The 22,675-nt window shown below is 68.9% G+C and carries 27 protein-coding genes; 20 read left to right on the top strand and 7 right to left on the bottom strand.

The genetic code is table 11. The annotated features are described in order from the left end of the window. Nucleotides 1–8 precede the first annotated feature (8 nt). Entirely contained in the window at nucleotides 9–1,622 is a 1,614-nt protein-coding gene (locus ASF45_RS25375; RefSeq protein WP_056669858.1) for a GMC family oxidoreductase, read from the bottom strand. A 75-nt stretch (nucleotides 1,623–1,697) separates the two neighbouring features. Between ASF45_RS25375 and ASF45_RS25370 the strand changes: the two genes are divergently transcribed. Next, nucleotides 1,698–2,453 (top strand): sulfite exporter TauE/SafE family protein, encoded by a 756-nt coding sequence (locus ASF45_RS25370; protein ID WP_056669855.1) that lies wholly within the window; start codon nucleotides 1,698–1,700, stop codon nucleotides 2,451–2,453. Between the two features lie 3 nt (nucleotides 2,454–2,456). Here the strand turns inward: ASF45_RS25370 and ASF45_RS25365 are convergent, their stop codons facing one another. Next, nucleotides 2,457–3,155 (bottom strand): GntR family transcriptional regulator, encoded by a 699-nt coding sequence (locus tag ASF45_RS25365; protein ID WP_056669853.1) that lies wholly within the window; start codon nucleotides 3,153–3,155, stop codon nucleotides 2,457–2,459. Nucleotides 3,156–3,334: 179 nt separating this feature from the next. Between ASF45_RS25365 and ASF45_RS25360 the strand changes: the two genes are divergently transcribed. Genes ASF45_RS25360 through ASF45_RS25335 form a run of 6 tightly spaced genes read left to right on the top strand, consistent with a single transcriptional unit; the run spans nucleotide 3,335 to nucleotide 8,006 of the window. Further along, nucleotides 3,335–4,195 carry a fumarylacetoacetate hydrolase family protein gene (locus ASF45_RS25360; protein ID WP_056669849.1) on the top strand — a complete coding sequence of 287 codons (861 nt, stop codon included), beginning with the start codon at nucleotides 3,335–3,337 and terminating at the stop codon, nucleotides 4,193–4,195. A 53-nt stretch (nucleotides 4,196–4,248) separates the two neighbouring features. Next, a complete protein-coding gene (locus ASF45_RS25355; RefSeq protein WP_056669847.1) occupies nucleotides 4,249–5,217 on the top strand; it encodes a tripartite tricarboxylate transporter substrate binding protein in 969 nt (322 codons plus the stop codon). A gap of 39 nt (nucleotides 5,218–5,256) precedes the next feature. Continuing rightward, nucleotides 5,257–5,835, top strand: a complete 579-nt coding sequence (locus tag ASF45_RS25350) for an amino acid synthesis family protein (RefSeq protein ID WP_056669843.1) — start codon at nucleotides 5,257–5,259, stop codon at nucleotides 5,833–5,835. After that, nucleotides 5,835–6,824, top strand: coding sequence for a zinc-dependent alcohol dehydrogenase family protein (locus ASF45_RS25345; RefSeq protein WP_056669840.1), 990 nt, complete (start codon nucleotides 5,835–5,837; stop codon nucleotides 6,822–6,824). Before ASF45_RS25350 ends, ASF45_RS25345 begins: the two co-directional genes overlap by 1 nt. Nucleotides 6,825–6,842: 18 nt before the next feature. Further along, nucleotides 6,843–7,406, top strand: coding sequence for a VOC family protein (locus ASF45_RS25340; RefSeq protein ID WP_056669838.1), 564 nt, complete (start codon nucleotides 6,843–6,845; stop codon nucleotides 7,404–7,406). 15 nt (nucleotides 7,407–7,421) lie between these two features. Beyond that, entirely contained in the window at nucleotides 7,422–8,006 is a 585-nt protein-coding gene (locus tag ASF45_RS25335; RefSeq protein ID WP_056669835.1) for a malonic semialdehyde reductase, read from the top strand. Nucleotide 8,007: 1 nt separating this feature from the next. Here the strand turns inward: ASF45_RS25335 and kefC are convergent, their stop codons facing one another. Together kefC and ASF45_RS25325 are read right to left on the bottom strand one after the other, a co-directional pair. Further along, nucleotides 8,008–9,825, bottom strand: coding sequence for a glutathione-regulated potassium-efflux system protein KefC (kefC, locus tag ASF45_RS25330; protein WP_056669832.1), 1,818 nt, complete (start codon nucleotides 9,823–9,825; stop codon nucleotides 8,008–8,010). Nucleotides 9,826–9,832: 7 nt separating this feature from the next. Next, a complete protein-coding gene (locus ASF45_RS25325) occupies nucleotides 9,833–10,429 on the bottom strand; it encodes an NAD(P)H-dependent oxidoreductase (protein ID WP_056669829.1) in 597 nt (198 codons plus the stop codon). A gap of 79 nt (nucleotides 10,430–10,508) precedes the next feature. On the opposite strand from ASF45_RS25325, the gene ASF45_RS25320 reads away from it, so the two are divergent. Further along, entirely contained in the window at nucleotides 10,509–11,129 is a 621-nt protein-coding gene (locus ASF45_RS25320; protein WP_056669826.1) for a ParA family protein, read from the top strand. Nucleotides 11,130–11,157: 28 nt separating this feature from the next. Further along, complete coding sequence (locus ASF45_RS25315) at nucleotides 11,158–11,613, top strand: MaoC family dehydratase (RefSeq protein ID WP_056669823.1); 456 nt, start codon at nucleotides 11,158–11,160, stop codon at nucleotides 11,611–11,613. On the opposite strand, the gene trmL is transcribed toward ASF45_RS25315, so the two are convergent. Further along, nucleotides 11,604–12,083, bottom strand: a complete 480-nt coding sequence (gene trmL / locus ASF45_RS25310; protein ID WP_056669820.1) for a tRNA (uridine(34)/cytosine(34)/5-carboxymethylaminomethyluridine(34)-2'-O)-methyltransferase TrmL — start codon at nucleotides 12,081–12,083, stop codon at nucleotides 11,604–11,606. The genes ASF45_RS25315 and trmL overlap by 10 nt on opposite strands. A gap of 18 nt (nucleotides 12,084–12,101) precedes the next feature. Next, complete coding sequence (locus ASF45_RS25305) at nucleotides 12,102–12,812, bottom strand: ComF family protein (RefSeq protein ID WP_056669817.1); 711 nt, start codon at nucleotides 12,810–12,812, stop codon at nucleotides 12,102–12,104. Between the two features lie 32 nt (nucleotides 12,813–12,844). Between ASF45_RS25305 and ASF45_RS25300 the strand changes: the two genes are divergently transcribed. The 7 genes from ASF45_RS25300 (at nucleotide 12,845) to ASF45_RS25275 (ending at nucleotide 18,885) form a co-directional block, all read left to right on the top strand. Beyond that, on the top strand, nucleotides 12,845–13,750 hold the full coding sequence (locus tag ASF45_RS25300; RefSeq protein ID WP_056669814.1) for a hypothetical protein: 906 nt from the start codon (nucleotides 12,845–12,847) through the stop codon (nucleotides 13,748–13,750). A 161-nt stretch (nucleotides 13,751–13,911) separates the two neighbouring features. Then, on the top strand, nucleotides 13,912–14,388 hold the full coding sequence (locus tag ASF45_RS25295) for a DUF2244 domain-containing protein (RefSeq protein WP_056669810.1): 477 nt from the start codon (nucleotides 13,912–13,914) through the stop codon (nucleotides 14,386–14,388). A 40-nt stretch (nucleotides 14,389–14,428) separates the two neighbouring features. Continuing rightward, a complete protein-coding gene (coxB, locus tag ASF45_RS25290; protein WP_056669807.1) occupies nucleotides 14,429–15,616 on the top strand; it encodes a cytochrome c oxidase subunit II in 1,188 nt (395 codons plus the stop codon). A gap of 32 nt (nucleotides 15,617–15,648) precedes the next feature. Then, a complete protein-coding gene (ctaD, locus tag ASF45_RS25285; RefSeq protein ID WP_056669805.1) occupies nucleotides 15,649–17,274 on the top strand; it encodes a cytochrome c oxidase subunit I in 1,626 nt (541 codons plus the stop codon). 12 nt (nucleotides 17,275–17,286) lie between these two features. After that, nucleotides 17,287–17,400 (top strand): cytochrome oxidase small assembly protein, encoded by a 114-nt coding sequence (locus ASF45_RS36645; RefSeq protein WP_235581031.1) that lies wholly within the window; start codon nucleotides 17,287–17,289, stop codon nucleotides 17,398–17,400. Next, nucleotides 17,397–18,002 carry a cytochrome c oxidase assembly protein gene (locus ASF45_RS25280; protein ID WP_056669802.1) on the top strand — a complete coding sequence of 202 codons (606 nt, stop codon included), beginning with the start codon at nucleotides 17,397–17,399 and terminating at the stop codon, nucleotides 18,000–18,002. Before ASF45_RS36645 ends, ASF45_RS25280 begins: the two co-directional genes overlap by 4 nt. Nucleotide 18,003: 1 nt before the next feature. Then, nucleotides 18,004–18,885 (top strand): cytochrome c oxidase subunit 3, encoded by an 882-nt coding sequence (locus ASF45_RS25275; protein WP_056669799.1) that lies wholly within the window; start codon nucleotides 18,004–18,006, stop codon nucleotides 18,883–18,885. Nucleotides 18,886–18,945: 60 nt separating this feature from the next. On the opposite strand, the gene ASF45_RS25270 is transcribed toward ASF45_RS25275, so the two are convergent. Continuing rightward, entirely contained in the window at nucleotides 18,946–19,173 is a 228-nt protein-coding gene (locus ASF45_RS25270) for a twin transmembrane helix small protein (protein ID WP_056669795.1), read from the bottom strand. A 2-nt stretch (nucleotides 19,174–19,175) separates the two neighbouring features. On the opposite strand from ASF45_RS25270, the gene ASF45_RS25265 reads away from it, so the two are divergent. From ASF45_RS25265 to cyoE, 4 genes are read left to right on the top strand one after another with little or no spacing between them, the layout of a single operon-like run. Next, complete coding sequence (locus ASF45_RS25265; RefSeq protein WP_056669792.1) at nucleotides 19,176–19,922, top strand: SURF1 family protein; 747 nt, start codon at nucleotides 19,176–19,178, stop codon at nucleotides 19,920–19,922. After that, nucleotides 19,864–20,598, top strand: coding sequence for a hypothetical protein (locus tag ASF45_RS25260; protein WP_056669789.1), 735 nt, complete (start codon nucleotides 19,864–19,866; stop codon nucleotides 20,596–20,598). The genes ASF45_RS25265 and ASF45_RS25260 overlap by 59 nt, the downstream gene beginning before the upstream one ends. Further along, nucleotides 20,595–21,764, top strand: coding sequence for a heme A synthase (locus tag ASF45_RS25255; protein ID WP_056669786.1), 1,170 nt, complete (start codon nucleotides 20,595–20,597; stop codon nucleotides 21,762–21,764). Before ASF45_RS25260 ends, ASF45_RS25255 begins: the two co-directional genes overlap by 4 nt. Next, the gene (gene cyoE, locus ASF45_RS25250; RefSeq protein ID WP_056669783.1) at nucleotides 21,761–22,675 is read left to right on the top strand and encodes a heme o synthase; all 915 of its coding nucleotides are present in this window, start codon (nucleotides 21,761–21,763) and stop codon (nucleotides 22,673–22,675) included. The genes ASF45_RS25255 and cyoE overlap by 4 nt, the downstream gene beginning before the upstream one ends.

Genomic DNA, 22,675 nt, shown 5'->3' with positions numbered 1-22,675 from the left:
CTGATGGATCAGGCGGCCTGCAGGACCAGCTCGGCCGCCTTCTCGGCAATCGCCATGGTCGGCGCGCCGGTGTTGCCCGAGGGCATGGACGGCATGATGGACGCATCGGCCACGCGCAGGCCGGCCAGGCCGTGCACGCGCAGCTGCGCGTCGACCACGGCGCCGGGGTCGCTGGCCGGGCCCATGCGGCAGGTGCCCATGAAGTGCCAGGCCGTGCCGCCGCGCTGGCGGGCGTGTTCGAGCAGGGCTTCGTCGCTGGTGGCGTCGGCCTTCGGCGCCTCGTCGGCCTGGACGTAGGGCGCGAGCTGCGGGCTGTGCAGCAGCCGGCGCGCGAGGCGCAGCGCATCGAGCAGGACCTCGCGATCACGCGCATCGTCGAGGTAGTTGGGCTGGATCTCGGGCGGCGCGAACGGGTCGCTGGAGCGCGCGTGCACGAAGCCGCGGCTGTGAGGACGCAGCTGGTACACGCCCAGCGTCATGCCCGGGAAGCTGTCGAGCCGGCCGGCGATGCCGGACGCGTAGCTGCCGGGCGAGAAGTGGAACTGCAGGTCTTCGATGGCCACCTCGGGCCGCGAGCGCGCGAAGGCGTACGCGACCGAGGGGCTGATGGCCAGCACGCTGGGCCGGCCCAGCGCCCAGCGCGCGATCTGGCCCAGCAGCGGCAGGCCGCGCGCCGTGCGGTTGATGGTGTCCACGCCCTGCACGCGCACGGTGGAGCGCACCATGAAGTGGTCCTGCAGGCCCTCGCCGACGCCGGGCAGCGCGTGCTGCAGCGCGATGCCCAGCGATTGCAGCAGCGCAGGCCCACCCACGCCCGACAGTTCCAGCAGCTTGGGGCTGTTGAGCGCGCCCGCGCACAGCAGCACCTCGCGCGTGGCGCGCACCGTGTGTTCGGGCGCGCCCGGCCCGGCGCGCCAGCGCACGCCGACAGCCCGCTTGCCCTCCAGGACGATGGACTGCGCATGCGCATGGGTGCGCACCGTGAGGTTGGAGCGCCCGCGCGCCGGCCGCAGGAAGGCCTTGGCCGCGCTCACACGCCAGCCTTTGTGGATCCAGCGCTGGTAGTAGCCCGCGCCGCCCTGCTGACCGCAGTTGTAGTCGTGCTGGCGCGGCGCGTTCAGCAGGGCCGCCGCGCCATCGATGAAGGCATCGCACAGCGGGTGGCGCCAGTCGCAGTCGGTGATGGGCAGCAGCCCCTCGCCGCCGCGCCACTGCGGGTCGAAGGCGCCGATGCGGCGCTCGGTGCGCTTGAACAGCGGCAGCAGCGCGGCATGGTCCCAGCCCGGGTTGCCGGCCGCGGCCCAGGCGTCGTAGTCGGCCGGCACGCCGCGCGTGTAGTTGAAGCCGTTGATGGCACTGGAGCCGCCCAGCGTGCGGCCGACCTGCACAGTCACCGCACGCCCGGCCGTCCAGTGCGTGGGCGCGGTCTTGAAGGGCCAGGTGTAGCGCGGGTCGTAGCCGACCTTGATGAAGCCGGCCGGGATGTGGATGAAGGGGTTGCGGTCGGGCGGGCCGGCCTCCAGCAGGCAGACCGTCAAGCGGCCGTCCGCGCTCAGGCGGTTGGCCAGCAGGCAGCCGGCCGCGCCCGCGCCGACGATCACATAGTCGTAGCTCTCTTGCATCTGCGCTTGTCTCCTGGGGCCGGCCTACACTGCGCCGGCTTTTTCTGTGTCAACCGGAAAACCATACCACCCGCCATGGACTGGCCCCTGATCACCGGCTGGGCGTTCTACGCCACGGCCATCCCCGCGACGCTGCTGATGGGCCTGTCCAAGAGCGGCTTCGGCGCCGGGCTGGGCTCGCTGGCCGTGCCCCTGATGGCACTGGCCATCCCGGTGCCGCAGGCCGCTGCCTTGCTGATGCCGGTGCTGCTGCTGACCGACATCCTGAGCGTGGCCGCGTTCCGGCGCGACATCGACAAGGCGCTGCTGTGGCTGCTGATCCCGTTCGGGCTGCTCGGCACCCTGGTCGGCACGGCGCTGTTCCGGGTGCTCGACGGGCGCACGGTGTCCACGCTGGTGGGGGTGTTCACGCTGCTGTTCCTGGCGCAGCGCTGGCTGTTCCCGCCGCGTGCCGACAGCCCGCCGCCGCCACGCTGGGCCGGCCGCTTGCTGGCCACGGTGTCGGGCTTCACGAGCTTCGTCTCGCACACCGGCGGGCCGCCGCTGAACGCCTACGTGATCCCGTTGCGTCTCGCGCCCGTGCAGTTCGCGGCCACGCTGGCCGTGTTCTTCTTCTGCATCAACCTCTCGAAGTGGGTGCCGTACACCTGGCTCGGCCTGTTCGATGCGCGCAACCTGGCCACCTCGTTGCTGCTGCTGCCGTTCGCGCCGCTGGGCGTGTGGGCCGGCGTGCGCATCGCGCGGCGCATTCCGGCGTCGCTGTTCTACAGGCTCATCAACATCGGCATGCTGCTGACCGGCCTCAAGCTGCTGTGGGATGGGCTGCGCTGAGGCTCAGGCGCTCGCACCGCGCCGCAGCGCGCTCTCCACGTTGCGCTGGGTGCTGCGGATGTGCTCGGCCAGCAGTGCGCAGGCGGTGTCGGCGTCGCGCTTGAGCGTGGCGTCCATCATGCGCCGGTGTTCGCTCGACTTGCGGCGCGCGCTCTGGCGGTTGCGCGCCGAGAAGCGGCGGTAGCGCTCGGCCTGGTCGAACAGGCTGGCGCTCCAGCGGCGCTGGCGCTCGGACGGGCAGGCCGCCAGCAGTGCCATGTGGAAGGCGCGGTGCACTTCGCTCCACTCCTCGTCCAGCACCTGCGGGCCGTCGGTGAGTCGCGATTCCACCTTCTCCAGCCGGTGGAAGGCCGAAACGATGGCCGCCTCCCAGGCGTCGTCGCCGGACGCGATGGCGCCGCGCAGCGCCTCCACGTCCAGCATCAGCCGCATGTGCGTGATGTCGTCCAGGTCGGCCTCGGAAAGCGCCGCCACGCGGAAGCCGCGGCGCTCGTCCGCGCGCACCAGGCCTTCCTGCGCGAGCCGGCTCAGCGCCTCGCGCAACGGGCTGCTGGAGTAGCCGTAGTGGCGCTGCAACTCGTCGAGCTTGAGCTTGTTGCCCGGCGCGAAGGTGCCGGCCAGCACGTCGTGGCGCAGGCTGCGGAAGGCTTGCTCGGTGAGCGGGGCACCGGCTTCTGTCGTGGGGGTGGTGGCGGTGTTCACGCCGGAATTTTATGCAGGCTGGCGGGTTTTCGTGCACGGTCTGGAAAACCAGCTGCTTCAGGGTAAACGAGCATAAAACTATAACTATGCTTAAAAATAGTTTTGTGCATAAAATTTGCCGCGTGCCACGGCTTTGCCGCCAACGGCATCTCCCCCATCCACGTCGAAGGTTCCTTTCCATGAAACTCCTGTCCTACCACCTCGCCGGCCGCGACACCTGGGGCGTCGTGCTCGGCGACGGCGTTGCCGAACTGGCGCAGCGCACCGGCCACGCCACCTTGGCCGACTTCATCGCCAGCCCGGATTTCGCGCGCCGCGACGCGTTGGTCGCGGGCCTCAAGGCCGAAGCGCAGCTGGGCGACATCCGCTTCCTGCCCGTGATTCCCCAGCCCGAGAAGATCGTCTGTGCCGTGCGCAACTACATGGACCACCACCAGGAGGTGCTGGCCGCCGGCATGCAGCGCGAGCTGTCGGAGCAACCGCCCATCTTCCTGCGCGTGTGGCGCTCGCAGACACCGCACAACGGCCCCATCGTGCGCCCACGCGTGTCCGAGTCGCTGGACTGGGAGGGCGAGCTGGCGGTCATCATCGGCGAAGGTGGCCGCGACATCGCCGAGGCCGATGCCTTCCAGCACGTGGCCGGCTACAGCTGCTACAACGATGCCAGCGTGCGCGAGTGGCAGTTCCATGCCAAGCAGATCGCCTCGGGCAAGAACTTCGAGTCCACCGGCGGCTTCGGCCCCTGGATGGTCACGGCCGACGAGATCGAACCGGGCCGCCAGCTGAAGCTCGTCACGCGCCTGAACGGCGAGACCGTGCAGTCCAGCCACACCGGCCACATGATCTTCAGCATCCCCAAGCTGATCGCCTATGCGTCCACCATCTTCACGCTGGTGCCGGGCGACGTGATCGCCACCGGCACGCCGGCCGGCGTGGGCTGGAGCAAGAAGCCGCCCCAGTTCATGAAGCCCGGCGACGTGGTGGAGGTGGAGATCGAGGCCATCGGCACACTGCGCAACCCCGTGGTCGCGCAGGACTGAACCCACCTTCCACCACAGGACGGCCCGCACGACGGGCCGCCGCGGAGACAAGCATGCACCGACGCGAACTTCTCGCCCTGGGCGCCGCCTTGGGCGCCAGCGCAGCCCTGCCGGCACGGGCCCAGGCCTGGCCCGAGCGGCCCATCAAGATCTACCAGGGCTTCGCCCCGGGCGGCAACGCCGATGCCATCGCCCGCGCCGTCGGCGTGGAGCTCGGCAAGACGCTGGGCCAGCCCGTGGTGGTGGAGTCGCAGGCCGGTGCCGGCGGCACCATCGCGGCCGGCAGTGTGGCGCGCGCCAAACCCGACGGCTACACACTGCTGCTGGCCACGGGCGGCCACGCGGTGGCGGGTGCGCTGTACCAGCACCTGCCCTACAAAACGGTGGCCGACTTCGAGGCCATCTCCACCGTCACCTTCTTCCCGTTCCTGGTGGTGGTGCGCGCCGACGCACGCTACCGCGGCTTCGGCGACCTGCTCGAGGCGGCGCGCGCCAGGCCGGATGCGGTGTCGTACGGCTCGGCCGGCATCGGCTCCACCCACCATCTGGCCGGCGAACTGCTGACCAAGATGGCCAAGGTGCCCATGCTGCACGTGCCCTACCGCGGCGACGCGGCAGCGGTCACCGCGCTGCTGTCGGGCGACGTGCCCTTCATCATCGCGCCGCCCACGGCCGTGATGTCCAACATCCAGGCGGGCAAGCTGCGCGCGCTGGCCACCACCGGCCCGCAGCGCTGGCCAGGCCTGCCGAACGTGCCCACCGTGGCCGAGCAGGGCGTGCCGGGCTACGACGTGCGTTCCTGGGCCGGCCTGCTGGCACCCGCCGGCACGCCGCGCTCCATCGTCGACCGGCTGAACGCCGACACGCAGAAGGCTCTGCTGGCACCGGCGGTGCGCCAGCGGCTGGAGGACATGGGCGGCGAGGCACGCGGCAGCACGCCCGACGAGATGAAGACCATGGTCGCCCGCGAACTCGAAAAATGGACCATGGTCGTGGCCGAATCGCAGATTCCACGCCAATGACCCAGATTCCCAAGCAATGACGCCGACGAAAGCTCTTTCATGTCCCTGATCGCCATCCGCAAACGCAGCCTGACCGTCGAGACGGTCTTTCACGAGGGCGGCCCGCCGCCCGCCGTGCCACTGAAGCTGGCCGCCGCCTGCGCCGTCATCCGCAATCCCTACGCCGGTCGGTACGAACCCGACCTGCTGCCCTTCATGGCCGAGCTGCGCAGCCTGGGCACCTTGCTGGCGCAAGAGCTGGTCGACACGCTGGGCCGCGACCGGGTGGAGGTCTACAGCAAGGCCGCCATCGTGGGCGTCAGCGGCGAGATGGAGCACGGCGCCGTCTGGCACGAGGCGGGCGGCTGGGCCATGCGCGCGGTGCTGGGCGAGCCCAAGGCCATGGTGCCGGCGGCCAAGGCCGTCGCCGCCACGGGCTACCGGCTCATGGTGCCGTTGCACCACATCCATGCGTCGTACGTGCGCAGCCACTACAACAGCATGGAGATCGGCATCCAGGACGCACCGCGGCCCGACGAGATCCTGTTCGCGCTGGTGATGGGCACGGGCGGTCGCGTGCATGCCCGGCTGGGCGGCTTGTCGCAGGACAAGATCGCCGTGCACGACGGGCAACGCTGATGCGCGCGGTCCAATTGCAGGCCCCGGGTGGGCCAGAGGTGCTGGAGCTGGTCACGCTGGCACTGCCAGAGCCCGGTCCCGGCCAGGTGCGCGTGCGCGCCGCGGCCATCGGCGCGGGCGGGCCCGACGTGCTGATCCGCAACGGCAGCTACAAGTGGATGCCGCCGATGCCGGCCATCCCCGGCAACGAGATGGCCGGCACGGTGGACGCCGTCGGCGCCGGGGTGGACGCTGCGCGCATCGGCCAGCGCGTGCTGGTCAGTGCGCGCGAACTGCCGCAGCGCGGCGGCTGCTATGCCGAGGCGATCTGCGTGCCGGCCGAGGCGCCGTTCGCGCTGCCCGACAGCATCGCCTTCGACGACGCCGTGAGCCTCGGAAACTTCCAACTCGCTATCGCGCTGTTGGCCAGCAACGGCAACGCGCCGGCGCAGGCCATCCTGGTGCCGGGTGCGGCCGGCGGCGTGGCCACGGCCCTGGCCCAGGTGGCGCGCGAGCGCGGCCTGCGCGTGCTCGGCACGGCCTCGACACCCGAGAAGCAGGCCTTCGCGCTGGCCAACGGCGTGGACGTGCTGGTCGATGGCGACCCCGCACGCATCGCCGAGCAGGTGATGGCGCAGACCGGCGGCCGCGGCGTGGACCTGGCCTTCGACCACCTGGGCGGCGCGCTGTTCACGGCCTGCCTGCATGCGCTAGCCCCGTCGGGCATGCTGGTGTCCTACAACATCGTGCAGGGCCCGCCCAGCGCCGATGTGTTCGAGACGCTGCGCCAGCTGCTGGGCCGCAGCCTGGCGGTGCGCACCTTCTCGATCCACGCGGTGGACGCCGACCGCACGCTGCGCCGCAGCCTCATGGAGCAGGCCATCGCGCTGATGGCCGCAGGCCGCGTGCGTGCGCCCCAGGCCAGCCGGTTCCCGCTGGCGCAGGCACGCCGCGTGCACGAGCTGCTGGACCAGGGCAGCACGCTCGGCAAGATCGTGCTGCACCCCTGACAAGAAGCCGGAGACACCATGGACCAGAGCTACCAGCCCAACCTGTCGCACTGCGGCATCTTCTGCCGCGACATCTCCGCCATGACGCGCTTTTACTGCGAGGTCTTCGACATGCAGGAGACCGACCGCGGCGTGGGCTTCACCTTCCCGTTCACCATCGTGTTCCTGAGCGGGCGCAACGACCAGCACCACCAGTTGGCGCTGGCCTCCAGCCGCGGGCCGGACAGCCCCAGCACGGTGATGCAGCTGTCGTTCAAGGTGCAGACCATCGACCACCTGCGCGAGGCGCGCAAGCGCGCATTGGCGCTGGGCGCGACGAAGATGCGCGGCCTCAACCATGGCAATGCGTTGTCGATCTACTGCCTGGACCCGGAAGACAACACGGTCGAGGTCTACCTGGACACGCCCTGGTACGTGAGCCAGCCGCATGGCGATCCGCTGGACATCGATCTGGACGACGCCACCATCTGGCTGGAGACCGAGCGCATCGTGCGCAGCGACCCGAGCTTCATGCCGGTTGCCGAATGGAGCCGACGGTTTGCAGAGCGCAACGCCGCGGCCCAGTCCGCACTGCGCGGCTGAACCCTTCTCAGAGCCATGACGCACACACCGACTTCGCTGGAACAGATCTTCCTGGACGCCCGCACGGCCAACGGCTTCACCGACAAGCCCGTGCCGCTGTCGCTGCTGCAACAGGTCTACGCACTGGCCCGCATGGGCCCGACCTCGATGAACACGCAGCCCACGCGCTACGTGTTCCTGACCACGCCGGCTTCGCGCCAGCGGCTGCGCCCTGCGCTGTCGGAGGGCAACCTCGACAAGACCATGTCGGCGCCTGTCACCGTGATCGTGGCCACCGACACGCGCTTCTACGAATTCATGCCCGAGGTGTGGCACCGCGAGGGCGCGCGCGAGATGTTCGCGGGCAATGCGGCGCTGGCGCAGGGCACGGCCACGCGCAACGGCACGCTGGGCGGCGCCTACTTCATGGTGGCGGCGCGCGCGCTGGGGCTCGATTGCGGGCCCATGAGCGGCTTCGACATCGCCAAGGTCAACGCCGAGTTCTTCCCGGACGGGCGCTGGCAGGCCAACTTCCTGATCAGCCTGGGCTACGGCGACGCTAGCCTGCTGTTCGCACGCAACGCGCGGCTGTCGTTCGAGCAGGCCTGCCTGGTCCTGTAGCTCAATCGCGCCAGCCGGGGGGGCGGCGCTGCGCGCGCTCCTCGCGTTCGCGCGCCAGCTGGTCCTCGAGTTCGCGCCGGCCCTCGCGTGCCACGGCAATCGTGCGCGCGCGGTCCTGGTGGTGCGGGTGCATGCGCTCGAACAGCGCCAGGTTGTGGTCGCGAAAGCGCATCACGCCGTGGCGCGCCTCGTGCGGCGGCGCGCCCAGCACCTCGAGCACGTTGCGCGCGCTGCGCAGGCTGGACTCGAACAACTCGCGCTCCACGCGCTGCACGCCCAGGTCGCGCAATGCATTCCAGTGCGGCACGTCGCGTGCCCGCGCCACGATCTCCAGCTGCGGGAAATGTTCGCGCACGAGGGCTGCAACGCGCAGGCTCTGCGCCACGTCGTCCACGGCCAGCACCAGCACGCGGGCCTGCTCGGCGCCGGCCACGCGCAGGACATCGAGCCGTGTGGCGTCGCCATAGAACACGCGGAAGCCGAACGGGCGGATCGCCTCGATCATGTCGGCGTCGTGCTCCAGCACCGTGCAATGCAGGCCCTGGGCGAACAGCGCGCGGCCGACGATCTGCCCGTAGCGGCCGAAGCCGGCAATGATGATGGGCGCGGCCTGCGGTTCGGCGATGGTCTCGGCAGGGGCCACGCTGCTGCGGTTGAAGCGCGGCAGCCAGTAGCGGTCGGCCAGCACCAGCAGCAGCGGGCTCAGCAGCATCGACAGCGCGACGGCGCCGGTCAGCAGCGAGGCCGTGTCGGGCGCCAGCACGCGCGCGCCCACGCCGGCCTGGAACACCACGAAGGCGAACTCGCCGCCCTGGGCCAGCAGCAGCGTGAACACGGGCCGCTCGGGCACGGGCAGGCGCATGGCGACCGACAGGCCGTAGATCACGGCGAGCTTGATGGACAGGAAGCCCAGCACGATCAGCGCCATGGTGCCGGGCGCGCGCCAGAGCACGCCGAAGTCGATGCTCATGCCGACGGCGATGAAGAACAGGCCCAGCAGCAGGCCCTTGAAGGGCTCGATGTCGGCCTCCAGCTCGCGCCGGTACTCGCTCTCGGCCAGCAGCACGCCGGCCAGGAAGGCGCCCAGGGCCATCGACAGGCCCACGCTGTGCATGAGGTAGGCGATGCCGACGACCAGCAGCAGCGCGGCGGCCGTGAAGATCTCGGCCGTGCGGCTGCGCGCGATCCAGCGCAGCACGGGGCGCAGCAGCAGCCGGCCGCCCAGCACGATGCCGGCGATCACGGCGACCGTCTTGGCAGCTTCCAGCGCCGGGTGGCCGTTGTCGGCGTCGGCCGTGGCCACGCCCAGCAGCGGCAGCAGTGCGAGGATGGGGATGGCGGCCACGTCCTGGAACAGCAGGATAGAGAAGCCGGCCTGGCCGCCGCGTGTGCCGAGCAGGTTGCGTTCGCCCAGCACCTGCAGCGCGATGGCCGTGGACGACAGCGCCAGGCCCAGGGCGGCGACGAGCGCGGTCTTCCAGGCGATGCCGCAGGCCAGCGCCACGGCGTAGATGCCCAGCGCGCAGACCGCGACCTGGGCCGTGCCGCCGCCGAAAATGGGCCGGCGCAGGCTCCAGAGCCGGCGCGGCTCCAGTTCCAGGCCGACCAGGAACAGCATCAGCACCACGCCGAACTCGGCGAAGTGCAGCACGTCCTGCACATTGGGCACGAGCGCCAGGCCCCAGGGGCCGATGGCCATGCCGGCGGCGAGGTAGCCCAGGATGGCGCCCAGGCCCAGCGCGCGCGAGATCGGCACGGCCAGCACGGCCGCGGCCAGGTAGATGAAGCTGTTGGACAGCCAGGCGGGTGCGTGTTCCATGGCGGTCTCAGCCTCGGGCCCAGTGCGGGTAGCTGCGCAGGCGCTCGGCGAAGGCCTCGGCGTGCGCGTCGATGTCTTGCCGGCTGGCGCCGTGGGCGCCGTGCAGCACCAGCGGTGGCAGGAAGCGCATGCCGCACACCGCGGCGGTCTGGCGGTAGGGCGGCAGGTAAGCCTCGAACGGCTGGCCGTTGTAGCTCTCGGCGCTGTACGACTCGGCCGGACCGCCCGTGGTGGTGACGAGCCAGCAGTCCTTGCCGCGCAGCGCGGTGCCGGGCGTGCCTGCGGGCGCCTGCTCGTGCGAGCCGGCCTCGGATGTGGCCGGGCCGAAGGCCCAGCCGTAGGTCAGCACCTCGTCGAACCAGAGCTTCTGCAGCGCCGGCATGCTGTACCACTGGATCGGATGCAGCAGCACCAGCAGCCGGGCGCGGTCGACGCGCGCCTGTTCGGCCGCGACATCGATGTGGTAGTCGGGATAGCTGCCGTACAGGTCCTGGATGTCCAGCGGCAGGGCGCCGGCCAGGGCTTGCGCGGCCTCCAGCAGGCGGCTGTTCACGCGCGATTCGCGCCAGGCCGGATGGGCAGCGATGAGGTAGATGCCTTGCATGTTGTCGAAGGAGTGCGCAAGTCGGGGTGGGTAACATACCCGAGCGGAGCCGAGTCCGCGGACACAACGAGGAGAGCGCATGCCGGTCGTGGTCGTTGCCAACCCCAAGGGCGGTGTCGGGAAGTCGACGCTGGCCACCAACATCGCCGGCTATTTCGCATCGCAGGGCCATGCGGTGATGTTGGGCGATGCCGACCGCCAGCAGTCCTCGCGGCTATGGCTGGGCCTTCGGCCCGAGGCGGCCCGACCGATCAGCACCTGGGAGATGACGTCCGACATGATCGTGCGGCCGCCCAAGGGCACGACGCATGTGGTGCTGGACACGCCGGGCGGGCTGCACGGCTGGCGCTTCAACGACGTCATGAAGATGGCCGACAAGCTGGTCGTGCCCCTGCAGCCCAGCGTGTTCGACATCTTCGCCACGCGCGATTTCCTGGACAAGGTGGCCGAGCACCGCCATGCCGGCAAGCTGGCTGTGGGCCTGGTGGGCATGCGCGTGGACGCGCGCACCCTGGCGGCCGACAAGCTGCGCTCCTACATCGCGAGCCTTGGTTTGCCGGTGCTCGGCGAGCTGCGCAACACGCAGAACTATGTGCACCTGGCAGCGCGCGGTCTCACGCTGTTCGACGTGGCGCCGCAGCGTGTCGAGAAGGACCTGGAGCAGTGGCAGGACCTGTGCCGCTGGCTGGACACCCCCTGAATTTCAACAACGAGGAAGACGAGACAGCATGAAGACCTTCAGCACCCTGGACGAACTGACGGCCCTGGTGGGCCAGGACATCGCCACCAGCGAATGGACCACGGTCACGCAAAAGCAGATCGACCTGTTCGCCGAAGCCACGGGCGACCACCAGTGGATCCACGTCGACCCGGAGCGCGCCAAGTCCGGCCCGTTCGGCGCGCCGATCGCGCACGGCTACCTGACGCTGTCGCTGCTGCCGCTGCTGTTCGCGAGTGCCGTCAAGGTCGAGGGCACGCGCATGGGCGTGAACTACGGGCTCAACAAGGTGCGCTTCATCACGCCGGTGCCGGCGGGCAGCCGCGTGCGCGGGCACCTGAAGCTGGTCAGCAGTGAGCCGGTCGCGGGCGGCGGCGTGCAGCAGGTCTGGGAAGTGACGGTGGAACTCGAGGGCGCTGCCAAGCCGGCCTGCGTGGCCGAGTCCATCGTGCGGCGCTACGTCTGATCCGCAGCGCCTGAGAAGCCGCACTGGCGCCAGGCCTCGAATACCGTGACCGCCACGGCGTTCGACAGGTTCAGGCTGCGCTGACCGGCGCGCATCGGCAGGCGCAGGCGTTGCTCCGGCGGAAAGCTGTCGCGCAGCGCGGCCGGCAGGCCGCTGGTCTCCGAGCCGAACACGAACCAGTCGCCGCTGTGGAACGCGAGCGTGTGCGCGCTGCGCGAGCCGCGCGTGGTCATCGCGAACATGCGGTCCAAAGGCGGCTGCTCGCGTTCGACCAACGCGGCCCAGTCCTTGTGCAGGCGCAACTCGGCGTACTCGTGGTAGTCCAGGCCGGCGCGGCGCATGTGCTTGTCGTCCATCGAGAAGCCCAGCGGCTCCACCAGGTGCAGCGTGCAGCCGGTGTTGGCCGCGAGCCGGATGACGTTGCCCGTGTTGGGCGGGATTTCGGGGGCGACCAGGACGATGTGGAACATGGGGCCATTGTCCGTGTGTCAGTGCTCCACAGGCGCAGGCGTGCGTGCCAGCACCAGCGCGGTGAGGCGCGCCGCGCCGGCCTGGCGCAGCACCTCGGCCGCCGCGAACAGCGAGGCGCCGCTGGTCATCACGTCGTCCACGAGCACGGCATCGGCTCCGCGCAGGCGGCCTGCGCGCAGCGGTTCCAGCGCGAAGGCGCCGCGCACGTTGCGCCGGCGTTGCGCTGCGCTCAGGTCCAGCTGCGGTGCTGTGTCGCGGATGCGCAGCAGCAGGCGGGCGTCGGTCTTGTCGGGCGCGAGCCGGCGGGCCAGTTCCAGCGCCTGGTTGAAGCCGCGCTGGCGCAAGCGCGCAGCCGACAGCGGCATGGGCAGCACGAGCGTGCAGCGTTCCAGCGCTGGCTCCACCCAGGGCGTGTGGCGCAGCAGCTCGGCCAGGGCACCGGCCCAACCTGGCTGCGCGCGGAACTTGAACCGGGCGATGCAATCGGCCCAGGGGTAGGCGTAGTCCACCGCACAGATGCAGGCGTCCAGCGGCGGTGGATGGCGCAGGCAGGCGCCACATTGCAGGGCACCCCCGGTGAGGGGCAGGGCGCAGGTCCGGCAGCGCGGCTGCGGCTGGGCGAAGCGCTGGATGCAGGCTTCGCACAGCGGCTGGTCCTGCCAGCTGCGGCACACCGCGCACTGGCTCGGCAGGCGCGAGAGCAGGGAGGCGAGCCCGCGGCGCAGCATGGTGCGGCTCAATATACTCGTCGCGCATTGCCATGAGCCAGCACCGTCCCCCCACCATCGCCCCCGTGGCCGCCGCGCGTTGGGCGCAGCAGCCCGTCCAGTCCGCGCCCTGGCTGCACGACGAGGTGGCGCGCCGCATGGCCGAGCGCCTGCAATGGATCAAGCGCAGCCCCACGTCGTGGGCCCATTGGCAGGCGCTGCGCGGCGGCATGGCGGTCCATGCCGAGCTGCGCAAGCGCTACCCGGGCGCCGAGAGCTGGGTCGTGGAGTCTGTGCCCACCCTGGCCCGGCAGGTACTCGACGCCAGCACTGAGGCCTGGTGGAAGCCAGGTCGCTGGAGCGCCGCGGCCCAGCACGCCGGCATGCCCCCGGCCGGCAGCGTGCAGATGGTCTGGTCCAACATGCTGCTGCACCAGGTGGCCGATCCGCAGGCGTTGATCGCCGACTGGCACCGTGCGCTCGCGGTCGACGGCTTCCTGATGTTCTCCTGCCTCGGCCCCGATTCGCTGCTGGAGCTGCGCCGCGTCTATGCCGCCCTGGGCTGGCCGCCGCCCGGCCATGCCTTCACCGACATGCACGACTGGGGCGACATGCTGGTGCAGGCCGGTTTCGCCGAGCCGATCATGGACATGGAGCGCATCCGCCTGACCTACGCCACGCCAGACAAGCTGCTGGAAGACCTGCGCGGCCTGGGCCGCAACCTGCATCCCGGGCGCTTCGGCGCGTTGCGGGGCCGCCAATGGCATGCGCAGCTGCGCGCCGAACTCGCGCGGCAGCTGGCGGACCCGGCCGAGCAGGGCCGCCTGACGCTGACCTTCGAGATCGTCTACGGCCACGCATTCCGCCCCGCGGCGCGGGTGCCGGTGGCGGCGCAGAGCGCGGTTTCTCTGGAGGACATGCGCGGCCTGTTGCGCCATGGCAAAGGCGAGGGCCAGTGAAGGTCTTTCGGGTGTCCGGCAGCGGACATTCGTGCAATATTCACGGGCTACAATGAAGGGTTTTTAAACGCATTTCGGGCTTCCCCACGAATGAACCAGGCGTTGTTCCGGCGGGTGTCAATACCCGCGGCGCGCGCCGCATTGATGGTTGAACGTTGTCTGTGTCGAAACTGGTCTATCGCTTCGCCACCGTCTCGGGCCAAGGCATCCATTGGCTGCTGAAGCGCAACTGTTCCATCACGCCGGGCCAGTTGGGCGGCCTGTATGCGTCGATCTGTGTGGTGTCGCTCGGGATCGGGACATTCTTCTGGTTGCAAGGTGCCAGGCTGGTCCTGCCGTTTGCGTGGCTGGAAGTGGTTCTGGTGGGCGTTGCCTTTCTGGCGTACTCCCGGCACGCGACCGATGGCGAGCGCATCTCGCTGCAGGACGGCCGTCTGGTCGTCGAACTCGAGAACGCGGGGCGCCTGGAGCGGGCCGAGTTCCGCAGGGAGTGGGTTCGTGTCGAGCCCAAGACCAGCGACCATTCGCTGATCGAGGTGTCGGGGCAGGGGCGATGCGTGGAGGTGGGGCGTTACGTGCGCCCGGATCTGCGGCCGGTGCTGGCGCGCGAGATCCGGATGGCGTTGCGCGGGGCCTGAGCAGGGTGGTTCATAAAAGGTTGAAGAAGTAGAGGCGACGATGAAAATGATCTGGAACAAGCTGACTTCCCTGCTATCTCGCACCGCGCTCGTTTCGGGGGCCTGGCTCGCGACGGCGGCCCACGCGGTCAACGACCTTCCAGGCGGCCCGGCCGTACGCCAGCTCAATCTCGCGCCTCCTGTCACCAAGATCGCCGAAGAGCAGCAGTGGCTGCACTGGTTCATGCTGATCCTGTGCACGGTGATCTTCATCGCCGTGTTCGCGGTGATGTTCTATTCCATCTGGAAGCACCGCAAGTCGGTCGGCCACAAGGCCGCCAACTTCCACGAATCGGTGGTGGTCGAGGTGATCTGGACCATCGTGCCTTTCGTCATCGTGATCCTGATGGCGCTGCCGGCCACCAAGGTGGTGGTCGCGCTGAAGGACACCAGCAATGCCGACCTGACCATCAAGGCCACCGGCATGCAGTGGAAGTGGGGCTACGACTACATCAAGGGCGAGGGTGAGGGCATCTCCTTCGTCTCCACGCTGGACAGTTCGCACCGCGCCATGTCCAACGCCGGCGGCCCGCCCAAGGGTCAGGCCGTGGACGACTACCTGCTCAAGGTCGACAACGCGCTGGTGGTGCCCGTCAACAAGAAGGTCCGCATCATCACCACGGCCAACGACGTGATCCACGCCTTCATGGTGCCGGCGTTCGGCATCAAGCAGGATGCGATCCCCGGCTTCGTGCGCGACACCTGGTTCCGCGCCGAGAAGACCGGCGACTTCTACGGCCAGTGCGCCGAGCTCTGCGGCAAGGAACACGCCTACATGCCCATCCACGTGAAGGTGGTGACGGCCGAGCAGTACACGGCCTGGGTCGATGGCGAGCGCAAGAAGGCCGCCGCCAAGCTCGACGACCCGACCAAGGTCTGGACGCTGGACGACATCGTCAAGCGCGGCGAGCGCGTCTACGCCGCCAACTGCGCGGCCTGCCACCAGGCCAACGGCAAGGGCGCCGGCCCGATCAAGCCGCTGGACGGCTCGGCCATCGTGCTCGACACCGACCACGCCAAGCAGCTCACCATCCTGCTCAACGGCGCAGGCAACGGTGCCATGCCCTCCTGGAAGCAATTGAGCGACACCGACCTCGCGGCTGTGGCCAGCTACACCAAGAACAACTGGTCCAACAAGACCGGGCAGATCGTCCAGCCCTCCGAAGTCGTCGCGCTGCGCGCGAAGTAAACCGGCGCATTCCCGCACAGAAGGAAACAGAGATGAGCGCAGTCCTCCATCCCCACGGCGACCACGACCACGCCCACGACGAACACCACCACGCGCCGACCGGATGGCGCCGCTGGCTGTTCGCCACGAACCACAAGGACATCGGCACGCTGTACCTGCTCTTCAGCTTCACCATGCTGATGGTGGGCGGCGTGCTGGCGCTCTTGATCCGCGCCGAGCTGTTCCAGCCCGGCCTGCAGCTGGTCAACCCTGAGCTGTTCAACTCGCTGACCACCATGCACGGGCTGATCATGGTGTTTGGCGCCATCATGCCGGGCTTCGTGGGCTTCGCGAACTGGATGATCCCGCTGCAGATCGGCGCGTCCGACATGGCGTTCGCGCGCATGAACAACTTCAGCTTCTGGCTGATGATCCCTGCAGCCGCGATGCTGGTCGGTTCGTTCTTCATGCCTGGCGGCGCACCCGCTGCGGGCTGGACGCTGTACGCACCGCTGACGTTGCAGATGGGCCCGTCCATGGACGCCGGCATCTTCGCGATGCACATCCTCGGTGCCTCGTCCATCATGGGCTCGATCAACATCATCGTGACCATCCTGAACATGCGCGCCCCCGGCATGACGCTCATGAAGATGCCGATGTTCTGCTGGACCTGGCTGATCACCGCCTACCTGCTGATCGCCGTGATGCCCGTGCTGGCCGGCGCCATCACCATGACGCTGACCGACCGCCACTTCGGCACCAGCTTCTTCAACCCCGCCGGCGGCGGCGACCCGGTGATGTACCAGCACATCTTCTGGTTCTTCGGCCACCCCGAGGTCTACATCATGATCCTGCCGGCCTTCGGCATCGTGAGCCAGATCGTGCCGGCCTTCGCGCGCAAGAAGCTGTTCGGCTACGCGTCGATGGTGTATGCCACCTCGTCGATCGCGATCCTGTCGTTCATCGTCTGGGCGCACCACATGTTCACGACCGGCATGCCGGTCACGGGCCAGCTGTTCTTCATGTACGCGACCATGCTGATCGCGGTGCCCACGGCCGTGAAGATCTTCAACTGGATCGCCACGATGTGGCAGGGCTCGATGACCTTCGAGACGCCCATGCTGTTCGCCGTCGGCTTCATCTTCGTGTTCACGATGGGCGGTTTCACGGGCCTGATCCTGGCCATGGCGCCGATCGACATCCAGCTGCAGGACACCTATTACGTCGTGGCCCACTTCCACTACGTGCTGGTGGCCGGTTCGCTGTACGCCATGTTCGCCGGCGTCTACTACTGGCTGCCCAAGTGGACGGGCGTCATGTACAACGAGACGCGCGGCAAGGTGCACTTCTGGTGGTCGCTGATCGCCTTCAACGTGACCTTCTTCCCGATGCACTTCCTGGGCCTGGCTGGCATGCCGCGCCGCTACGCCGATTACCCGATGCAGTTCGCCGACTTCAACGCGATTGCCACGGTGGGCGCGTTCTTCTTCGGCATCGCCCAGGTCTACTTCTTCCTGTTCATCGTGCTGCCCTGCATGCTGGGCAAGGGTGCCAAGGCACCGCAAAAGCCCTGGGAAGCGGCCGAGGGCCTGGAATGGGAAGTGCCGTCGCCTGCCCCATTCCACACCTTCGAGAACCCGCCCAAGCTGGACGCCACCGCCACCCGCGTGGTGGGCTGAGGACGTAGGCCGATGACGCCCGACAAGAAGAAGCAGAACCTGCGGACCGGCCTGATCCTGCTGTCCGTGGCGCTGGTCTTCTTCCTCGGTTTCATGGTCAAGATGGTCTACCTGGGCCGCTCATGAGCATCCGGCGCGCCAACGTCCGCATGGTGGGCAAGCTGGCCGTGGTGACGGCCGGCATGTTCGCCTTCGGCTATGCGCTGGTGCCGCTGTACAACGCCATCTGCGAGATGACGGGCATCAACATCCTGTCGCTGTCCGAGCGCCAGGTGCCCGGCGTGGTCTCCAAGGCCACGCCCGAGAACACGCAGGTCGACCGCAGCCGCACGATCACGGTGGAGTTCGATGCCAACTCGCGCGGCCCCTGGGAGTTCAAGCCGGCGATGCGCTCGATGCAGGTGCATCCCGGCGAACTGGCCACCGTGATGTACGAGTTCCAGAACGTGCAGAACCGGCGCATGGCGGCCCAGGCGATCCCGAGCTATGCGCCGCGCCAGGCTGCGGCGCACTTCAACAAGCTGGAGTGCTTTTGCTTCACGCAGTACACGCTGGACGCGGGGGAGAAGAAGGAATGGCCGGTGGCCTTCATCATCGACCCCAAGCTGTCCAAGGATGTGACCACGATCACGCTGTCGTACACCTTCTTCGAGGTGGGCGGCAAGACGCCGCCGGCACCTGCCAGTGCCGACGCGGCGGCGCAAACCAATAAAGAAACCAGGAGCTGAGATGAGTGCCACGACCCACGGATCCACGCCGTACTACTTTGTTCCAGGACCTTCGCGGCATCCGATCATGGCCGCGATCGGCCTGTTCTTCGTGATCCTCGGCGCGGGGCAGTGGATCAACGGGCACGACTGGGGCAAGTGGTCGCTGGCCTTCGGCCTGCTGTTCTGGTGGGTGGTGCTGTACCAGTGGTTCCGCGATGCGGTGACGGAGAGCGAGGGCGGCCTGTACGGGCGCAAGATCGACCTTTCCTACCGCTGGAGCATGAGCTGGTTCATCTTCTCCGAGGTGATGTTCTTCGGCGCTTTCTTCACGGCCCTGTGGTGGATGCGCGTGCATTCGGTGCCGGTCCTTGGCAGCCTGGACAACGCGCTGCTGTGGCCCGACTTCAAGGCGGTGTGGCCCAGCATGGCGGCCGGCGTGACCGGCTCGCCCGCCAATATCGTCGAACCGTTCCAGGCCATGACGCCGTTCTGGCTGCCCACCATCAATACCGCGCTGCTGCTGACCTCGGGCGTGACGTTGACGATCGCCCACCATGCCCTGCAGCATGGCGAGCGCGCCAAGACCATCGCCTGGATGTGGGCCACCGTGCTGCTGGGCATCGTGTTCCTGTTCGTGCAGGGCTACGAGTACGTGCACGCCTACCGCGACCTGAACCTCAAGCTGAACTCCGGCCCCTACGGCTCCACCTTCTTCATGCTGACGGGCTTCCATGGCTTCCACGTGCTGGTGGGCATGCTGATGCTGCTGTTCATCACGCTGCGGCTGATGAAGGGCCACTTCACCAAGGAACGCCATTTCGGCTTCGAAGGCGCGGCCTGGTACTGGCACTTCGTGGACGTGGTCTGGCTCGGCCTGTACGTGCTGGTGTATTGGCTTTGAGGCTGCCAGGCCTCGCATCGAAAGGGCCGCGCAGCGGCCCTTTTCATTTTTCTTCTTCTCTTACTTGCCGGCGGGAATGCCCGTCGGATGCAGATAGCCCAGTTTCCAGCCGATGAGGATGCACAGGAACAGCAGGATGGACAGTCCCACGCGCACCGCGAGCGCGCGCGCCATGTGGTTGGGGCGGGTCTTGCCGTCGGCATCCTGGCCGCCGCGCAGCATGAAGTACAGGGCGGCGCCCAGGCTGCCGAGAATGGCGATGAAGGCAACCAGTGCGAAGTAGCTCATGGGTGGATTATCCGGCGCGGCGCTTCGGCTTGCGCTTCTGGCTGGTGACCTTGGCGGCGCTGGTGGGCATCGCCGTCACGGCCTCGCTGGGGCGCTGGCAGCTGTCGCGCGCGGCCGAGAAGGAGACCCTGCAAGCGGCCATCGACTCCCAGGGCCAACTGCCCGCGCTCGATGCGCAGGCCATGCTGGGCGCCCCCGATCCGCTGGCGCTGCTGCACCGGCCGGTGCGCCTGCGCGGCTTATGGCTCGCCGAGCGGACCGTGTTCCTGGACAACCGGCAGATGCGCGGCCAGCCGGGCTTTTACGTGCTGACGCCGCTGGCGCTGGAGAACAGCGCCAGCGTGGTGATGGTGCAGCGCGGCTGGGTGCAGCGCAATTTCGTCGACCGCACGGCGCTGCCCAAGATCCCCACGCCGGCCGGGCTGGTGGACATCGAAGGGCTGGTCGTCCCCGCGCCGTCCAGGCTTTACGAGTTCGCGGGCGAGGACAAGGGCACGATCCGGCAGAATCTGGACCTCGGCGCATTCGCCCAGGAGACCGGGCTGCCTCTGTGGCAGCAGTCGGTGCAACAGACGGGCGAGGACGGAGCAGGGCTGTTGCGTGAATGGCCAGTACCCAGGACCGGCGTCGAGAAGCACTACGGTTATGCCTTCCAGTGGTTCGGGCTCTGCGCCCTGCTGACGGGTCTTTATGTCTGGTTCCAATTTGTCCGACGTCCCGCCGTTCGGCGCCTCGCGCGCCATGGCTGAAGCCGACCAGCCGCTGGGCTTGACGGTCCATTCGTTGCCGTCGCCCGCCGAGGCCGAAGCCGCGGGTGAGGCGGCGCAGCGCACGCGCAGCGGGCGCTTGAAGATGCTGCTGGTGGTCCTGGTCTGCGCCGCGCCCGTGATCGCCTCGTACTTCACCTACTACGTGGTGCGGCCCGAGGGGCGCAGCGTGTTCGGCGAACTCATCGATCCGCAACGGCCGCTGCCGGACCTGCCGGCCGTGGGCCTGGATGGCCAGACGCTGCGCCTGCCCAGCCTCAAGGGCCAGTGGCTGCTGGTCAGCGTGGCCGGCGGTGACTGCGACGCGGCCTGCGAACGCAACCTGTACCTGCAGCGCCAACTGCGCGAGAGCCTGGGCAAGGAGAAGGAGCGCGTGGACTGGGTCTGGCTCGTCGACGATGGCGCGCCCGTGCGCGAGACGCTGCGCCCGGCGCTGCAGAGCGCCACCGTGCTGCGTGTCGACCGCGCGGGCCTGGCGCAGTGGCTGACCCCGGCGGCGGGCCAGGCTTTGCCGGCCCACCTGTACATCGTCGACCCCATGGGCAACTGGATGATGCGGCTGCCGCCGGCGCTGGACGCCGCGAGCGCCGCCAAGGCCAAGCGCGACATCGAGCGCCTGTTGCGCGCCTCGAACTCCTGGGACAACGCGGGCCGATGACGATGGATGTCGCTTCTTACGACTGGAGTCCGATCGCCCGCATGATGCTGATGGGCGTCGTGCTCGCGCTCGGCCCGCTGGCCTGGGTGGCCTTGCGCAACAGGGGGGCTTCGCCCGCCAGGCGGCGGCGCGCGCTGACCCTGCTGACCTTGTTCCTGACATTCGACCTGGTGCTGTTCGGCGCCTTCACGCGGCTGACCGATTCCGGCCTGGGGTGTCCGGATTGGCCCGGCTGTTACGGCAAGGCCAGCCCGATCGGCGCGCACGCGGAGATTTCCGCGGCCCAGACGGCCATGCCCACGGGCCCGGTCACCCACACCAAGGCCTGGATCGAGATGGTGCACCGCTATCTCGCGACCGCGGTGGGCGTGCTGATCCTGGCCCTGGCCGCCGTGAGCTGGGCGGCCTGGCGCCAGCGCCCGCGCGATCCGCACGCCATCCACCCGGGGTGGCCGACATTGACGCTGTTCTGGGTCTGCCTTCAGGGCGCCTTCGGCGCCTGGACCGTCACGCTCAAGCTGTTCCCGGCCATCGTCGTGCTGCACCTGTTGGGCGGGCTCGCATTGCTGGCCCTGCTGTGCGCCCAGGTTGTGCGCGACGCGCGCCGCACGGGTGCGCTGCAGCCCGTGGTGCTGCCGCCCGGCTTGCGCGGCCTGCTGTGGGGCACGGCGGCGCTGGTGCTGCTGCAGATTGCGCTCGGTGGCTGGGTCAGCACCAACTACGCGGTGCTGGCCTGCAGCGATTTCCCGACCTGCCAGGGCAACTGGTGGCCCGCGATGGACTTCGCGCAGGCCTTCCAGGTCTGGCGGCCGCTGGGCCGGCTGGCCGACGGCAGCCACATCGCCTTCCCGGCGCTCACCGCCATCCACTACGTGCACCGCCTCGCAGCCTATGCCGTGCTCGCGGCGCTGGCCGGCCTGGCCTGGCGCCTGTGGCGTGTGCCCGGGCTGCAGCGGCCGGTGCGCTGGCTCGCGGCACTGGCCGCCTGGCAGTTCGGCACCGGCCTGTCGAACGTCGTGCTGGACTGGCCGCTGGTGGCCGCCGTCTCGCACACGGGCGGGGCCGCCGGGCTGGTCGTGGTACTGACCTGGCTGCTCTGCGCCACCGAGTCCGTGCGCACGGCCGTGCCGGCTCCGCTGCAGCGGACCTTGGAGGCGGCTCGATGAGCGCCATCGATCCGCACCCCACCGCCGTCGCACGCCCCAGCATGTCGCGCTTCCAGCAGTTCTATGTCCTGACCAAGCCGCGCGTGGTGCAGCTCATCGTGTTCTGCGCACTGATCGGCATGGTGCTGGCCGTGCCCGGCCTGCCGTCCTGGATGCAGCTGCGCCAGATGGTCGTGGCCTGCCTGGGCATCTGGCTCGTGGCCGGCGCGGCCGCGGCCTTCAACTGCCTGGTCGAGAAGGGCATCGACGCGCGCATGAAGCGCACGGCCTGGCGCCCGACGGCCAAGAACGAACTCGGCGATGGCCAGACGCTGCTGTTCTCCGCGCTGCTGTGCACCGGCGGCTCGGTGCTGCTGTACTTCAGCGTCAACGTGCTGACCATGTGGCTGACCCTGGCGACCTTCGTCGGCTACGCCGTCGTCTACACCGTCATCCTCAAGCCGCTGACACCGCAGAACATCGTGATCGGAGGAGCCTCGGGCGCCATGCCGCCGGTGCTGGGGTGGGCTGCGATGACGGGCGATGTGGGCCCGGAGGCCATGATCCTGTTCCTGATCATCTTCCTGTGGACACCACCGCACTTCTGGGCGCTGGCGCTGTACCGGGTGGAGGACTACCGCAAGTCCGGCCTGCCCATGCTGCCCGTGACGCACGGCAACGAATTCACGCGGTTGCAGGTCTGGCTCTACACGCTGATCCTGTTCGCTGCCTGCCTGCTGCCCTTCGTCTACGGCATGAGCTCGTGGCTCTACCTGGCGGTGGCCGTGGTGCTCAGCATCGGCTTTTGCGCCTACGGCTTCCGGCTGTGGCGCAACTACTCCGATGCGCTGGCGCGCAAGATCTTCCGCTTCTCGCTGGTTCACCTGGCCGCCTTGTTCGCGGCGCTGCTGCTGGACCACTACCTGCTGTGA

Source organism: Pseudorhodoferax sp. Leaf265 (genome assembly GCF_001422365.1).
Lineage (GTDB): Bacteria > Pseudomonadota > Gammaproteobacteria > Burkholderiales > Burkholderiaceae_C > Pseudorhodoferax.
Note: the sequence above shows the minus strand (reverse complement) of the source record. Positions and strands in the feature narration are given on the sequence as shown.

Coding starts and splice junctions, on each gene's coding strand:
- ASF45_RS25360 (WP_056669849.1), top strand. CDS start 3,335: ATGAAACTCCTGTCCTACCACCTCGCCGGCCGCGACACCTGGGGCGTC.
- coxB (WP_056669807.1), top strand. CDS start 14,429: ATGAAAATGATCTGGAACAAGCTGACTTCCCTGCTATCTCGCACCGCG.
- kefC (WP_056669832.1), bottom strand. CDS start 9,825: ATGGAACACGCACCCGCCTGGCTGTCCAACAGCTTCATCTACCTGGCC.
- ASF45_RS25275 (WP_056669799.1), top strand. CDS start 18,004: ATGAGTGCCACGACCCACGGATCCACGCCGTACTACTTTGTTCCAGGA.
- ASF45_RS36645 (WP_235581031.1), top strand. CDS start 17,287: ATGACGCCCGACAAGAAGAAGCAGAACCTGCGGACCGGCCTGATCCTG.
- ASF45_RS25325 (WP_056669829.1), bottom strand. CDS start 10,429: ATGCAAGGCATCTACCTCATCGCTGCCCATCCGGCCTGGCGCGAATCG.
- ASF45_RS25370 (WP_056669855.1), top strand. CDS start 1,698: ATGGACTGGCCCCTGATCACCGGCTGGGCGTTCTACGCCACGGCCATC.
- ASF45_RS25345 (WP_056669840.1), top strand. CDS start 5,835: ATGCGCGCGGTCCAATTGCAGGCCCCGGGTGGGCCAGAGGTGCTGGAG.
- trmL (WP_056669820.1), bottom strand. CDS start 12,083: ATGTTCCACATCGTCCTGGTCGCCCCCGAAATCCCGCCCAACACGGGC.
- ASF45_RS25280 (WP_056669802.1), top strand. CDS start 17,397: ATGAGCATCCGGCGCGCCAACGTCCGCATGGTGGGCAAGCTGGCCGTG.
- ASF45_RS25340 (WP_056669838.1), top strand. CDS start 6,843: ATGGACCAGAGCTACCAGCCCAACCTGTCGCACTGCGGCATCTTCTGC.
- ctaD (WP_056669805.1), top strand. CDS start 15,649: ATGAGCGCAGTCCTCCATCCCCACGGCGACCACGACCACGCCCACGAC.
- ASF45_RS25350 (WP_056669843.1), top strand. CDS start 5,257: ATGTCCCTGATCGCCATCCGCAAACGCAGCCTGACCGTCGAGACGGTC.
- ASF45_RS25335 (WP_056669835.1), top strand. CDS start 7,422: ATGACGCACACACCGACTTCGCTGGAACAGATCTTCCTGGACGCCCGC.
- cyoE (WP_056669783.1), top strand. CDS start 21,761: ATGAGCGCCATCGATCCGCACCCCACCGCCGTCGCACGCCCCAGCATG.
- ASF45_RS25255 (WP_056669786.1), top strand. CDS start 20,595: ATGACGATGGATGTCGCTTCTTACGACTGGAGTCCGATCGCCCGCATG.
- ASF45_RS25315 (WP_056669823.1), top strand. CDS start 11,158: ATGAAGACCTTCAGCACCCTGGACGAACTGACGGCCCTGGTGGGCCAG.
- ASF45_RS25375 (WP_056669858.1), bottom strand. CDS start 1,622: ATGCAAGAGAGCTACGACTATGTGATCGTCGGCGCGGGCGCGGCCGGC.
- ASF45_RS25300 (WP_056669814.1), top strand. CDS start 12,845: ATGAGCCAGCACCGTCCCCCCACCATCGCCCCCGTGGCCGCCGCGCGT.
- ASF45_RS25260 (WP_056669789.1), top strand. CDS start 19,864: ATGTCTGGTTCCAATTTGTCCGACGTCCCGCCGTTCGGCGCCTCGCGC.
- ASF45_RS25270 (WP_056669795.1), bottom strand. CDS start 19,173: ATGAGCTACTTCGCACTGGTTGCCTTCATCGCCATTCTCGGCAGCCTG.
- ASF45_RS25320 (WP_056669826.1), top strand. CDS start 10,509: ATGCCGGTCGTGGTCGTTGCCAACCCCAAGGGCGGTGTCGGGAAGTCG.
- ASF45_RS25355 (WP_056669847.1), top strand. CDS start 4,249: ATGCACCGACGCGAACTTCTCGCCCTGGGCGCCGCCTTGGGCGCCAGC.
- ASF45_RS25305 (WP_056669817.1), bottom strand. CDS start 12,812: ATGCTGCGCCGCGGGCTCGCCTCCCTGCTCTCGCGCCTGCCGAGCCAG.